We start from the raw sequence: 14,370 nt of genomic DNA, 5'->3' as shown, positions 1-14,370 counted from the left end.
CGATGCCGGGATTCCTGCTGACCGCCGCCTCCCAGGTGACCTGCCTGCACCAGGGCAAGGCCACGATCGTCCCCGGGCAGAGCGTGGTGCTGGCCGGGGGCGCGCCGGTGGTGACCGTCGCCGACGTGGTCGCGGTGGCGGGCTGCTCGCTGTCGGGCGCGACCCCGCCGAGCCCCTGCGTCACCGTCGACTTCGCCCTGGCCGCCTCCACCCGGGTCTTCGTGCTCGGCAAGCCGGTCGTCCTGGAACCCGCGGGGCCCGGCGCCGGCGTCAGCCAGTCGGCGGCCAAGGCCCCGCAGGGCACGCCGGTCATCACCTCGACGCAGCTCAGGGCGGCGGGATCATGAGCACCCACCTCGACTTCCCCTTCCACGTCGACGCGCACGGCAGGTCGGCCACCACCACGGACGAGGACCACGTGCGCGACATGGTGGAGCAGCTGCTGTTCACGATCCCGGGGGAGCGGGTCAACCGGCCCGACTTCGGCACCGGCGTCCTGCGGCTGGTCTTCGCCCCCAACAGCCCCGAACTGGCCGGGGCCGTCGAATACACCCTCCAGGCGGCGCTGCAGCAGTGGCTGCCCGACGACCTGCGGGTCGAGCGCGTGGACGTGCGGGCCGAGGAGGGGGCGCTGCTGGTGTCGGTGGCGTACGTGCTGGTGCTGACCGGGGAGCTCAACTCGGTCACCGTCGAACGGAGGACCGGGCCATGACGGCCGACGACGGCTGCCCGCCCCGCGGGCGGCGCGAACGGGACCGCGCCCGCGGGTGGGGCGGCATCGCGGGCGTTCAGGTCGACAACGAGGCACGCACGCTGCGGCTGCTGCTGTTCGGCAAGGCGCCCGAGCCGGCGCCGGAGGCGGACGACGTCGCCATCACCGGTCCCGGGCGCGTGGTGCGGGCCGTCCACGTCGAGGTGGTCGCCGCGCGGGCCGGTCGCTACGACGAGCTGGTCGTCCACCTCGACCGGCTCGGGGACCGCTCGCCGTACGAGGTGGAGCTGACCGGCGTCCAGGACCTCGACCCCCGCTACGCCCGCGCCGCCTTCACTTTCACTGGCGACTGCGGCGAGGAGAGCGACTGCGGCGCGACGGCGCCCTGCCCGCCGGGCGAGGAGGACCGGGCGGTCATCGACTACCTGGCCAAGGACTACGCGAGCTTCCGCCGGCTCATCCTGGACCGGCTCGCGCTGACCTCCCCCGCCTGGACCGACCGGCAGGTACCCGACCTGGGCGTCACGCTCGTCGAGCTGCTCGCCTACGTCGGCGACCGGCTCTCCTACCGCCAGGACGCGGTGGCCACCGAGGCGTATCTCGGCACGGCCCGGCTGCGGACGTCGGTGCGGCGGCACCTGCGGCTGGTCGACTACCGGATGCACGACGGCTGCAACGCGCGCACCTGGGTGCACCTGGAGGTCGAGGAGGCCGGGGTCCTGCGCGCGGGCACCTACCGGTTCGTGACGGCGGTCCCGGCGCTCGGCGGCCGCCCGATGGTCTCGGAAGGCGAGCTGCGCCGCCTGGCGCCCGGCGGCGGCCACCAGGTGTACGAACCGGTGCCGGCGCACGACGTGGCCGTCAGCCCCGCCCGCAACCGCATCCGGCTGTGGACCTGGGGCGGCGAGGAGTGCTGCCTGCCGCGCGGCGCGACGGCCGCCACGCTCGTGGACGGCTGGTGCGACGAGGAGCGGTCGCAGCGGCTGCTCGGCCTGTGCCCCGGCGACGTGGTGATCTTCGAGGAGGTACGCGGCCCGCTGACCGGGGTGCCGGGTGACGCGGACGTCACCCACCGCCAGGCCGTGCGGCTGACCGAGGTCGAGGAGCTCGACGACCCGGTGTACGACCAGCCGCTGCTCCGGGTGAGCTGGGCGTGCGCCGACGCCCTGACGTTCGACCTGTGCCTGGCGGCCATCGGCGGCGAGGAGTGCTGCCTGTTCGAGGACGTGAGCGTGGCCAGGGCGAACGTGGTCCTCGTCGACCACGGCGCCACCGGGACCGGCACGCTGACCGTGCCCGAAGGGGAGCCCGGCCCCGTGCGGTGCGAGGGGCCCGGCCGCCCGGAGCGCGACCCCGTACGGGTGCGCTTCGAGCCCGTGCTGCCGCAGGCGCCGCTCACCCGCCGGGCGCCCTACCCTGCTCCCGAGACCGTCGCGGAAGGCCAGGCCCTGACGCTGGCCCGCATCCCCGCGGACACCCGGCCGCGGCAGGCCGCCAGGCTGGCCAGGCTGACCGCCCAGGCCCGTCTCGGCCTGCCGCTGGACGCCGCCGACGCGGCCGAGGTGGCCGCCACCTGGGGCACCGGCGCGGGGCTCGACCCCGCCGAGCCGGTCGCCGCCGGCCCCGCCGCGGCCGCGCTCACCCAGGACCCGCGTACGGCACTGGCCCAGCTCTGGCTCGCCTCCGACCGCGAGAGCTGGACGGTGCGGGCCGACCTGATCGGCAGCGGCCCCGAGGACCGGCACGTCGTCGTCGAGGTGGACGACGAGGGCAGCTCGCACCTGCGCTTCGGCGACGGCAGGTACGGCCGCGGGGTCCGCCCCGGCCAGCGGTTCGACCTGCGCCTGCGGGTCGGCAACGGGACGGCCGGCAACGTCGGCCCCGAGGCGGTGGCCCACCTGGTGGCCTCCCGCCCCATCGCGGTGCCGGTGACCGGCGTACGCAACCCGCTGGCCGCCACCGGCGGCGTCGACCCCGAACCGGTCGCCGACGCCCGCCTGCTCGGCCCCACCGCCTACCGGCACCGCCTGGTACGCGCGGTCACCGCCGAGGACTACGCCACGATCGCCGCCGCCCAGCCGGGCGTCCAGAGCGCGGCCACCGACCTGGCCTGGACCGGCGGCTGGTACGAGGCCGACGTGGCGATCGACCCCCTGCGAGGCCGATGCGGCGAGGAGTTCCCCTTGGAGGCGGTGCGGACCCGGCTGGAGCAGGTCCGGCGGATCGGGCACGACCTGCGGGCCGACCCGCCCCGGCCGGTCGCGGTCGACCTCGGGCTGCGCGTCTGCCTGGCGGCGACCGCGCCCCGCTCGGCCGTCACCGTCGCGCTGCGGGCCAGGCTCGGCGACGCGCCGGGCGGCATGTTCGACCCCGACCGCCTCACCTTCGGCGCCGGCCTGTACGTGAGCCGGATCCTGGCCGAGGCCATGGCCGTGCCGGGAGTGGTGTCGGCGAGCGTCGTCCGGCTGGCCCGTACGGTCTCCACCGGCCCGCCCGTGCCCGCCGGCGGCGCGCTGGCGTTCGGCCCGCTGGAGATCCCCTCGGCCGGGACGTTGACATTGGATCTCGTGGGAGGGCGGTGAGCCGGTATGAGCTGCGGTGAAGCGGCGGGATGCTGCGGCCGGTGCGCTTCGGGCACACCGCTGCCGACGGCCAACCCTCCGGGGCGATCGAGCCTGAGCGTCCGCGTGGGCACCCGGGCGGCGTTCCTGGCCACGATGATCGGGCGGCTGGCCTCCGCCGACCATCCCGAGCTGGCCAGGCTGACCACGCGCGCCCCCGACGACCCCGCGCTGGCGCTGCTGGACGCGTGGGCCTGCGTCGGCGACGTGCTGACCTTCTACCAGGAACGCATCGCCAACGAGGGCTACCTCGCGACGGCCAAGGAGCGGCGCTCGCTGGTGGAGCTGGCCGCGCTCGTCGGCTACCGGCCCCGGCCGGGGCTGGCGGCCAGCGCCTGGCTCGCCTACACCCTCGACCCCGACCCCGCCGACCCGCTCGTGCGGGTGCCCGCGGGCGCCAGGGTCCAGAGCGTGCCCGACCCCGGCGCCAAGCCGCAGATCTTCGAGACGGCCGGGGAGCTGGTGGCCCGCCCGTCGTGGGGCGCGCTGCCGCCCAGGCTGCGCCGCCCGACCCGGCTGACCCGCTGCCGCGCGGCCTCCCTGCGGGTGGTGCACGTCGAAGGGGTCGCGACCGGGCTCGCGCCCAACGACCGCCTGCTCTTCCACTTCACCGACGGATCGCCCCTGCTGAGGATCGTCGAGTCGGCGGAGACCGACCTGGACGCCCAGGTGACCGCCGTCCGGCTGCAGTCCCTCCCGCTCGGCCTGGCCGAGGACGGCGAGGAGGAGGCGGAGTTCGTCCGGCTGGAGGTCCTGCGGGCCAAGGCGGCCACGTTCGGCGCCGCCGCCCCGCTCCCGCCCCCGACACCCCGGATCGCCGAGGTCGCCGCGGACGACCCCGACTGGGAGCTCGACGAGAGCCTGTACGACTCCGACTCGGGCGCGCGCACCCTGCTCCCGCTCGACGCCGACTACCCGCGCATCCTGCCGGGCAGCTGGATCGTGGTGGTCTCCGGCGACGGCCTCGTGCACGTCAACCTCGTGAAAGAGGTGCGTACGCTGGGCCTGGCCCGCTACGGCCTCTCCGGCAGGGTGACGGCGCTCGTGCTGGTGGCGCCCTGGTTCCCCGAGGAGCACGGCGACGCCGGACGCTCCCTCGCCGAGCTGCGCGGATACACCTTCTATGCCCAGGCCGAGCCCCTCGTCCTGGCCGACGAGCCCGTCACGGGGCCCGTCGAGGGCGGCTCGATCGACCTCGGAGTGGTGATCCAGGACCTGCCGACCGGCCGCACGATCGTCGTGTCCGGGATGCCGCAGGACGCCGGCCCCCTCACCCCGCCGGGCGGCGAGGTCGCGCGGGTCATCGGCACCCGGCGGGTCTCCTCCTCGGGGAGCGTGCCGGATCACACCGTGCTGGACCTCGCGGCCCCGCTGCGCGGCAGCTACCGCCGCTCCACCGTCACCGTCTGGGCCAACGTCGTACGCGCCACGAACGGCGAGACGAAGCTCGAACCCGCGGCCGGCAGCGGCGACGCCGGCACGGCCGGCCAGCGCTTCACCCTGGGCCAGCAGCCGCTGACGTACGTCGCCACCCCCGACGCCGACGGCGCCGAGGCGGAGTTGGTCGTCAGGGTGGGCGGGATCGCCTGGCACGAGGTCCCCGAGCTGGCCTGGGCGGGGCCGTCCGAGCGGGCCTACCAGCTCAGCGTGGACGCCGCGGGCGGCGCGACCGTCGAGTTCGGCGACGGCAGGCGCGGATCGCGGCTGCCCACCGGCACCGGCAACGTGGCCTTCACCTACCGCGTGGGCATCGGCAGGGCGGGCAACGTGGGCGCCGGGCAGCTCAGCCAGCTGCAGACCAAACCGCTGGGCGTCAGCGCGGTGACCAACCCGCTGCGCGCCGGTGGCGGCACCGACCACGACGCGGACCCGGCGCTGCGCGGCCGGGCGCCGCTGCCGACGCTGGCCATGGACCGGCTGGTGGGCCTGCGCGACTACGCGGACTTCACCTTGGCCCGCGCGGGCGTCGGCAAGGCCGAGGCGACCCGCCTGAGCGCGGGCGGCAGGGAACTGGTCCACCTGACGGTCGCCGGCGTGGACGACGCGCCGATCGAGCCGGACTCCGACCTCCTGCGCGGCCTGCTCGCGGCCTGCCGCCGCTACGGCGACCCCGGCGTGCCGGTCGCCGCGGCGCCGCGCACCCTGTGGAACGTCGTCCTGGAGGCCAACGTGTGGATCGACGCCGACCGCACCCCCGACCTGGTCGGCCCGCAGGCCCGCGCGGCCTTGGAGTCGGCGTTCGGGTTCGACGCGCGGGCCCTCGGGCGCGCCGTGTACCTGTCCGAGGTCGTCGCGGCGCTCCAGCGCGTGCCCGGCGTCGCGTTCGCCCACGTCGTACGGCTGGGCGCCACCCGCGGCACGACCGCCCCGGACGCCGCCGCGGTCACCGGCGTGGCCGACCGGATACCCGCGCGAGCGGCCAGGACCCGGGCCGACGGCGTCCACATCGACCCCGCCGAGCTCGTCCTGATCCGACCTGGCCTGGACGGGTTCGTCGTCCTGCACGTGGAGGTGGCCCGATGACCCGCGACGAGCTGGCCGCGCTGCTGCCCGCCATCCACCGCAGCAGGGACGAGGAGCAGGGCCACCCGCTGCGGGCGCTGCTGAGGGTCATCGAGGAGCAGGTACGCGTCATCGAGGACGACCTCGACACCTGGTACGCCAACTGGTTCGCCGAGACCTGCGACGAGTGGGTGGTGCCGTACATCGCGGCCCTGGTCGGCATCGACAGGGAGGGCGTCTCCCGCGCCGAGGTGGCGGACGCGGTGGCCGTACGCCGCCGCAAGGGCACCGCCGCCGCGCTGGAACAGCTCGCCTTCGACGTCGCCGGCCGGCCCGCGCGGGCGGTGGAGACGTACCGGATGCTGGTGCGCGACCAGCACCTGCGGCACCTGCGGCCGGACCGGCCGGCCACCTTCGACGTGCGCGACCTCGTCGCCTGCGAGCGCGTCGGCGGGCCCTTCGACACCGCCCCCAGGCTGGCCGACGTGCGCCGGATCGACAGCGAGCTGACCAGGGGCCTGCACAACATCCCCAGCCTGGCCCTGTACGTGTGGCGGCTGCTGTCCTTCCCCGTCACCCGGGCCCCGGCGTTCTGCGTCGACCAGCGCTACAGCCGCTACCTGGTCAACGTGCTGGGCATCGACACCCAGCTGTTCGCCCCGCAGGGGACGGGGCCGAAGGCAGCCCACCTGTCGGGACCCGCCGACCTGCCGCACCCGATCGGCCGCGAGGAGTTCGCCGCGGCCGTGACCGAGTACTACGGCCCGGGCCGCGCCCTGCGGATCTGGCGCGACAGCCTGGACAACCCCGTCCCCGCGAGCCGGATCGTCGGCGCAGACCTGAGCGACTGGCGCTACCGGCCCCAGCCGGGCCAGGTGGTCGTGGACCCGGTGCTGGGCAGGATCGCCTTCCCGCCGGACGAGGCGCCGGAGGAGGGCGTGTGGGTGAGCTGGAGCTACGGCTTCAGCGAGCGCATGGGCGGCGGCGCCTACGCCCGGCCGACCGCCCCCGCCGGCGAGCGCCGCCGGTACGTCGTGGGCGGTGACGGGTTCGGCTCGATCACCGCCGCGCTCCGGCAGTGGCAGGAGGACAGGGAGGCCGACCCGTCCCTGCACGACGTGCTCGTGGAGATCGTCGACTCGGCCGACTACACCGAGGCGCTCTGCGTCGAGCTGGACCTGGACGACCGGCTGGAGCTGCGGGCGGCGCCGTACCAGCGGCCAGTGATCAGGCTGCTCAACCAGCGGGCCAACAGGTTCGACGCGCTCTTGGTGCGCGCCCGCTCCAAGACCCCGCCGCCGGGCGGCCCCGCCGACTGCCCGCCGCCCTCCGCGCGCCGCCCCCGCCTGCTCCTCGACGGGCTCGTGATCTCGGGCCGCAGCGTCGACATCACCGGGCAGGTGGGCGAGGTCACGATCAGGCACTGCACCCTCGTGCCCGGCTGGGAGCTGGACGACCGGTGCGAGCCCCGCCACGGCGAGGAGCCGTCGATCGAGCTGCGCCGCACCACCGCCCGCCTGCGCGTCGAACGGTCGATCGTCGGCACGATCCTCGTCGACCAGGACGAGACCGCGGGGGAGCCGCTCGTCGTCGAGGCGTACGACTCGATCATCGACGCGACCGGCCGCGAGCTGGCCGCCGTGACGGGCGTGGACGACCGGAACGCCTACGCCGACCTGACCCTGCGCCGCTGCACCGTGCTCGGCCGGCTGCGCGTCTACCTGCTCAGGCTCGCCGAGGACAGCATCGTGACCGGCTGCGTGCACGTGGCCAGGCGCGACACCGGCTGCGCGCGCTACTCCTACGTCTCCTACGCCTGCCACGGCGGCCCGCCCCGCTACCGGTGCCCGCCCGATGCGGACCACCGGCTGCGGCCCAGGTTCACCAGCGTCAGGTACGGCACGCCCGGCTACTGCCGGCTGCACGAGACCTGCGCCGACGCCATCCGCACAGGAGCCGCGGACGGCGCCGAGATGGGCGCCTTCCACGACCTGTTCGAGGCGCGGAGCCTCGCCAACCTCGTCGACCACCTGAACGGGTTCGTCCCCCTCGGTGTCGATGCCGCCGTCATCAACGCCACCTAGGGAGAGCGCAGTGCACGGAGACTTCTCCAACATCACCTTCTCGCCGGAGCGCGGCTACTCCGCGGTCTTCGACCTGCAGGGCAGGATCGGCCTGGACGCCGACCGCAATGAGCAGACCGCGATCCTGCTGCACCAGCTGCGCGGCGCGCTGGCCGACCTGATGGGCCCCCACGCCGGGCCGGCGGGCCCCGGACTGGGCTTCGCCATCGGCGACCCGGCCGTGGCGGACTTCACCATCGGGGCGGGCCGCTACTACGTGAACGGCATCGGCGTCGAGAACCCGGCCGAGACCACCTACGCCAGGCAGCCGCACGCCGTGCTGGACGCCGGGGGCGCCGACCGGCTGCCCAAGGGCAGGTACCTGGCCTACCTGAAGGTCTGGGAGCGGCACGTCACCGAGGTGGAGGACCCGGCGCTGCACGAGCCAGCGCTCGGCCCGCACCACCCCGACACCAGCAGCCGCGCGCAGGTGGTCTGGCAGGTGCGCGCCGTGCCCGTGCCGGCCGGCGACGTGCCGGTGGAGACCTGGGTCGCCGACTGGATCGCGGAGGCCGCGTCGGCGGAGCACCGGGGAGTCCTCCAGGTACGGGCCACGCGCCCGCACGAGGCCGACGACGACCCGTGCACCGCGCCGTCCGACGCGGGATACACCGGGGAGAACCAGCTCTACCGGGTGGAGATCCGCAGCGGGGGCACCGCCCGGGAAGGGGCGAGCTTCGCCTGGTCGCGGGACAACGGCTCGGTGATCTACCCGGTCCAGGCGAGCGACGGGCCCGTCGTCCAGGTGAGCGGCCTGGGCCGCGACCGGCACACCACGCTGGAGGTCGGCCAGTGGGTGGAGGCCGTGGACGACGCCGTCTCGCTGCGCCGCGAGCTGGGCCGGCCGCGTCCGGCCGCGCCGCTGCGCCAGGTGGTGGACGTGGACGTGGACCTGTCGACCGTGACCTTGGACGCGCCGCCGCCCGCGATCGACCGGCGCCGTCACCCGTACCTGCGGCGCTGGGACCACACGCCGCCGGGCAAGTCCCCTGACGGGGCCGTTCCGGTGACCGAGGCGCAGGCGGCCAGGAAGGACGCGGGGTGGATCCCGCTGGAGCGGGGCGTCGAGGTGCGCTTCCTCGCCGGCGAGCGCGGCAACCCGCACCGCTACCGCACCGGCGACTACTGGGTCTTCCCCGCGCGCCGCACGCTGGGCGACGTCATCTGGCCCCATCCCCAGGGGCGCGGCCCGCACGGCGTGGCCTACCACTACGCGCCGCTGGCCGTCGTCGAGGGTGACGGGGTCACCGGTTGGCGGACGTCGTTCGCGCTGCCGCTCACGCACGGTCTGTGACCATGGCGGCCGGCGACCGACGTGCCGAAGCCGCGCGGGGCCCGGCGCCCGTCCCCGCCGCGGCCCGCAGGGAGCTGGCGCGCAGGGGCGAGCCGCTGGACCGGGTGACGCGTACGGCCATGGAGCAGCGGTTCGGGCAGGACCTCAGCCAGGTCAGGGTCCACTCCGACGGCCCGGCCGGGAGATCGGCGCGCGAGCTGGGCGCCCGCGCGTACACGGTCGGCGAGCGGATCGTCTTCGGCCCCGGCAGGTTCGCGCCGCACACCCCCGACGGCAGGCACCTGCTCGCCCACGAGCTGGCCCACGTCATCCAGCAGCGCGGCGGCGCGGGGCCGCGGCCGACCCGCCACGCGGGCCTCGAGGCCGCGGCCCACGCGGCGGCCGACGCTGTGACCGATACGGCGGCTCACGAGAGCGGTCCGGTGGCCGTGGGCGGCAGCGCGTCGGTCGGGCTGGCCATGGCGGAGGAGACGGGCGGCCCCGCGGCCCCGGAGGACGCCGAGGCGCTCGGGCGGCTGCGGGAGTTCCAGGACGCCGCCGACCTGCGGGCGAACGAGCTGATGGATCGTGTCGTCCAGAAGGAGGTCGCCCAGCGGCAGGCGGCCCGGGAGGCGAAGATCGCCCAGGCGGCGCAGGAGGGCAGGACACTGCCACCCGACGACCTCACCCCTGAGGAACGCCGTAAGGCGGATGAGGGGCTCGCCCGGGGTAACGTCACCGTCGGTGTCGCCTATGGCGTGGACGAGGAAGGCAACCTGCACCAGCTCGTCACCACCTCCAACGGCAGCCGCCGCAAGCTCGTGGACGACGAACTGGAGCCGGGGGAGACGTGGGTCAAGGCCGTGCGCCAACCGAGACAGAAGGCTCCCGCTCTCAAGGTCGTACCGGCTGACCCCGCCGCACCGGCTCCGGCCGACAAGGCCGGCCCGTCACCGGCCCCCGCTCCTTCACCGGCCCCCGCTCCTTCACCGGCCCCGTCGCCGGTCCCCGGCCCGATGCCCACGCCCGGGTCGGCGCTCGCGCTCGTCCACGAAGCCGAGCCCGAGTCCGAGCCGGTGCCTCAGTCGGGAGTGGTGCCGAAGACCGATCCGGCGTCCGCGCCGGGACCGCATCTCGCCGACCAGCATGAGGGCGGGGCCGCCGAGGGGGAGACGTCGCAGTCTGACGAGCCGAAGCGCAAGCGTACGGCGCAGCAGGCGCTCAAGGACGCGGAGGCGAGGCTGGCCGCCTACGCGGCCAAGCACGGGCTCAAGCTGGTCGCGGTCGGCGCCAGCTCCAACATCTGCCCGCACTGCGCGGCCAAGCTCGGGCAGGCCGGCGCCACCGCCGCCAGCCCCCGGGCCAAGGATCCGGAGCGCGAGCACGTCCCCGCGAACATCTCACCGGCGCTGGAGGCCATCAAGAAGCTCCCGCGCAAGCCGCCGAGGCCCGAACCGGTTGTCGAGCGACGCCACCCGGCGCGCCCGGAGGGAGCCCCGCCCACCGGCCCGGCCGCACCTCCGGCCAGGCGGCGGCTGATCCGGTTCCCGCTGCCCAAGGCGGACACCCTCCCGGTCCCGGCCAACGCGGACGACGAGATCCTCCAGCAGGCACAGGCCCAGCCGAAGGCGCCCAAGGCCAAGCCGAAACCGGAAGCTCCTCAGCAGCCCCCCACCCCCAAACCGGCCAAGCCCCCAGCGCCCGCGCCTGCCCCAGCGCCTGCGCCTGGCACGCCCTCTGGTGCGGCGCCGAAGGCGTCCGCGCCCCCCGTGCCCGTGGCTCCCTCCAAGAGGACCCCTGAGGTCACGTCCAAGAGCACGACCGGGACGACGGTGGCGCGGAACGAGGGCAGCCTGACCCTCACCCGGAGCAAGGACACCGCCACGGGGACGTTCGACGAGGAGGGCAGGCTCCAGCAGGGGACCCGGACCGGCCGTCAGGCGAGCGCCGGCCTCGTCGCCGGCCCCGAGGGGTTCGGCGGGCAGGGGGCGGCGAGCGCGCAGCGGACCACCGCGTACGGCAACGGCTTCACCACGACCAGGTCCGTCGCGGGCAACGCCGGCGTGGTGGTGAAGGCCACGCGGGTGGAGGCGACGGAGCCGCCGGCGTACCAGCTCATGGTGACCGTCACGATCGGCGCGTCCGGCACGGTGGGCGGCGGGGCGGGACGGAAGGGCACGGCGAACGCGTCGCTGTCGGTCACGGGGACGGTGATGGGGACGTTCGTCCACCGGTTCAGCGAGGAGGAGACCAGGCGCTACCTCGGGGACCTGGCTCGGGACGGGGCGGGCGGCGCGGAGCAGGAGCTGCGGGTCGTCAACCTCGTCGCGCGCGGCAGCGTCGACGACGCGCGCCAGTTGCTCACCACCCTGGCGGCCCCGGTGTCGGCCGCCGAGGCGGCCAAGCTCGGCGAGGGCGACCAGGCGAGCCTGGAGGCCAGGAAGGGCGTCGGCGGCTCGCTCGGCGTGACCGGCGCAGGCAGATCGCCGGTCGGCGCCGAGGTCTCCTACAGCAGGAGCAGGTCGCTCAAGCGGACGGTGGCGCGCCGGGGCGGGGCCGTGCTGGTCACGGTCGAGGTGGTGGCGGAGACCGCGAAGTCCGTCGGCGCGTCCGGCTCGTCGGGGGCGGTGAGCGGCGGCCTCAGCTACGGCAGGACGACGTCGGAGGGCCGGGCGGTCACCTTCCGCCTGAACCCGGGCGACCCGGACTACCGGACCAGGTTCGACCGGATACTCGCGGTCGACGGCGCGGCCGAACTGACCGCCCTGGCCGCCGCCGACCCCACCCGGGTGGTGGGTACGGAGTCAGGCAGCGGCTGGTCGACCACGCTGACCCCCAAGGTCGGCGTGGCGGGGCTGGAGGCGTCGATCTCGACCACCCACTCCTTCGCGGAGAAGACGGTCGTCGGCGAGGAGGGCACGCACAAGCTGTTCTCCGGGGCGACGGGCGGCGGGCTCAAGGCCGGGGCGGCGTCGGGCCCCCAGCTCGAATACCGGACCGAGCAGGCCGTCACCGCCGCCGTCGGTCCCGGCAACAGGGCCACGGGCGACGTGAGCACCACCACCTCGGAGACCGACCTGGGCGCCTCGGCCCGCGCGCTGGCCTCCGCCGCCGACCAGTCGCCCGTCGCCAGCGCGCTCAAACTGGCCACCGGCGGCAGCAAGCTGCTGCAGCCGCGCACCGAGGTGATCGGGATGAAGCTGTCGGACGACGACTTCGCGACCATCGCGTCGATCTCCCGGGAACCCGGCAGGTGGAACCACGCCTTCCGCGGCCGGATCGCGAGCTTCCAGGACTGGCAGCTCCTCGGCCGCAGGATCGCCGCCGGCGGCGCGGACAGGGAGGCGATGAGCCGCGCGCTCGCCGAGTACGCCAGCCGCAACGACGGCGCGTCCGACGCCGTGCAGGCGGTGGTCCGGCCGCAGGGTCAGGCCGAGGGCGGCGTGCGCTACGACTGGCCGGCCGAGCTGGCCAAGGAGCGGGAGGCGTTCGAGACGATCGTGGTGGGCGACCGGGTCGCCCACCTCAAGGCCCGCGCCGCGGCCGGGGCCTTCGAGGAGGCCCAGGCGGGCCTGAAGGCCGACAACCTCAGGCTCGACAAGGCCGCCAGAGCCATCACGGCCGCCTCCGAGCAGTTCACCGACGTGGCGGCGGTGGCCGAGATGCTGCGCAGGATCGGCGACAGGCAGACGGAGATCCGCGCCGAGCTGCGCAAGCTGAAGGCGGCACTGGGGCCCGCGTCCGCGCCCCCGCAGAAGGAGACGGTGGGACCCCCGCCGGCGCCCGCGCCCGCGCAGAAGGAGACGGTGGGGCCTCCGCCCGCGCCCGCTCCTGACGCCGACGCGGTGGAGGAGCGCAACGCCAAGATCCGGAGCCTGATCCCCGCCCTGTTGACGCTGCGCGACCAGGAGAGGGCGGTCTTCGCCGAGGCGCGCAAGGAACTCGAGCATCCGCCGTGGTACCGGGGGCCGGACGTCATCGCCGTCATCCAGGCGCTCAACAAGCTCAAGCCGGTCTACACGCAGTGGGACCCGCTGGTCGACCGGCTTCGCGCGGTCTTCCGGGAACGCGGCGAGGACGGCTCGCGCGCCGACGCCTACGCCCCCGACCGCAAGACCTACGAGGCGCTGCGCCGGCACCCGGAACTGACCAAATACGGCTGAGCCGCGTGCTTTTCGATTATCGCTCGGAATAAACGGAGAATGGGATTTTCGGCAGTTTCAACGCGATTTTGTCGAGCGCCGAGTGTAGCTCAAAAGCCCAGCTCATGACCGCTTCATTCACAGACGGTAGCGCCCTATTGACAGATCATCTGCGGACAACATAAAACCCAGGGGGATCTGTTCGTGCATAGGAGGGGCGCCCGATGGACAGCACTTCTGCTGTCGCGGCGTACGTTGCACGGCCGGAGGGGTCGGTGAGCCTGCGCCTGCTGGGCACCTTCGAGGTGTCGGCATGCGCTGAGACGGGCGGTGCACGGTGGGGCGAGCTCCCGCACAGCGCTCGGCGGCTGGTCGCCTTTCTCGGCCTGCACGGCACCGCGACCCGTGACTTCGCCGCAGGCAGCCTGTGGCCCGACTCCAGCGAGGCCCACGCGCAGGCCGACCTCCGCACCACCCTCTGGCGGGCCGGCCGGGCCTGCCCGGGGCTGATCGTCACGGGCGGGGCGGCCATGCGGCTGGACTCGCGGGTCTCGGTGGACGTCGACGAGTTGCAGGCGCTGAGCCGGCGGCTGCACGTGCGGCGACCGGCGCAGGCCGAGGACGACGGCTCGTGGGTGCCGCCGCGCGGCGTGCTGCTGCCCGGCTGGTACGACGAGTGGGTCGTCGCCGTCCGCGAGCGCGTCCGCCAGCTCCAGCTGCACACCCTGGAGGCCATGGCCGAACGGCAGCTCACCTGGGGCGCCTACGGCCGCGCGCTGGACCTCGCGCTGGCCGCCGTCGAGTACGAGCCGCTGCGCGAGAGCTCCCAGCGCCTGGTCGTCCGCATCCACCTCGCCGAGGGCAACCTGGTCGAGGCGGTCCGTGCCGTGCGCGCGTTCACGGAGCTGCTGTGGCGGGAGATCAAGGTCCGCCCCAGTCCCGAGTTCGCGGGCCTGATAGAGCTTCCGGCGCCGAGCTGACCGAGCCGACCGCGCTG

The 14,370-nt window shown here is 75.0% G+C and carries 8 protein-coding genes; all 8 read left to right on the top strand.

The window, feature by feature from the left end; genetic code table 11:
* The first annotated feature begins 2 nt into the window (after positions 1–2).
* Positions 3–347 carry a hypothetical protein gene (locus HD596_RS47420; protein ID WP_185075882.1) on the top strand — a complete coding sequence of 115 codons (345 nt, stop codon included), beginning with the start codon at positions 3–5 and terminating at the stop codon, positions 345–347.
* A complete protein-coding gene (locus HD596_RS47415) occupies positions 344–712 on the top strand; it encodes a GPW/gp25 family protein (protein WP_185075881.1) in 369 nt (122 codons plus the stop codon). The genes HD596_RS47420 and HD596_RS47415 overlap by 4 nt, the downstream gene beginning before the upstream one ends.
* On the top strand, positions 709–3,294 hold the full coding sequence (locus tag HD596_RS47410) for a putative baseplate assembly protein (protein ID WP_185075880.1): 2,586 nt from the start codon (positions 709–711) through the stop codon (positions 3,292–3,294). The genes HD596_RS47415 and HD596_RS47410 overlap by 4 nt, the downstream gene beginning before the upstream one ends.
* A gap of 105 nt (positions 3,295–3,399) precedes the next feature.
* Positions 3,400–5,856 (top strand): putative baseplate assembly protein, encoded by a 2,457-nt coding sequence (locus HD596_RS47405; RefSeq protein WP_185075879.1) that lies wholly within the window; start codon positions 3,400–3,402, stop codon positions 5,854–5,856.
* Complete coding sequence (locus HD596_RS47400; RefSeq protein WP_185075878.1) at positions 5,853–7,919, top strand: phage tail protein; 2,067 nt, start codon at positions 5,853–5,855, stop codon at positions 7,917–7,919. Before HD596_RS47405 ends, HD596_RS47400 begins: the two co-directional genes overlap by 4 nt.
* Positions 7,920–7,929: 10 nt before the next feature.
* A complete protein-coding gene (locus HD596_RS47395) occupies positions 7,930–9,252 on the top strand; it encodes a DUF6519 domain-containing protein (RefSeq protein WP_185075877.1) in 1,323 nt (440 codons plus the stop codon).
* Positions 9,253–9,254: 2 nt separating this feature from the next.
* On the top strand, positions 9,255–13,394 hold the full coding sequence (locus HD596_RS60975; RefSeq protein WP_221519917.1) for an eCIS core domain-containing protein: 4,140 nt from the start codon (positions 9,255–9,257) through the stop codon (positions 13,392–13,394).
* 203 nt (positions 13,395–13,597) lie between these two features.
* Positions 13,598–14,353: an AfsR/SARP family transcriptional regulator gene (locus HD596_RS47385; RefSeq protein WP_185075876.1), complete on the top strand. Its 756-nt coding sequence runs from the start codon at positions 13,598–13,600 to the stop codon at positions 14,351–14,353.
* Positions 14,354–14,370: the final 17 nt, after the last annotated feature.

The organism is Nonomuraea jabiensis, assembly GCF_014204795.1.
GTDB classification, from domain to species: Bacteria; Actinomycetota; Actinomycetes; order Streptosporangiales; family Streptosporangiaceae; genus Nonomuraea; species Nonomuraea jabiensis.
The sequence above is the reverse complement of the archived record's forward strand: the minus strand, read 5'-3'. Positions and strand labels throughout refer to the sequence as shown.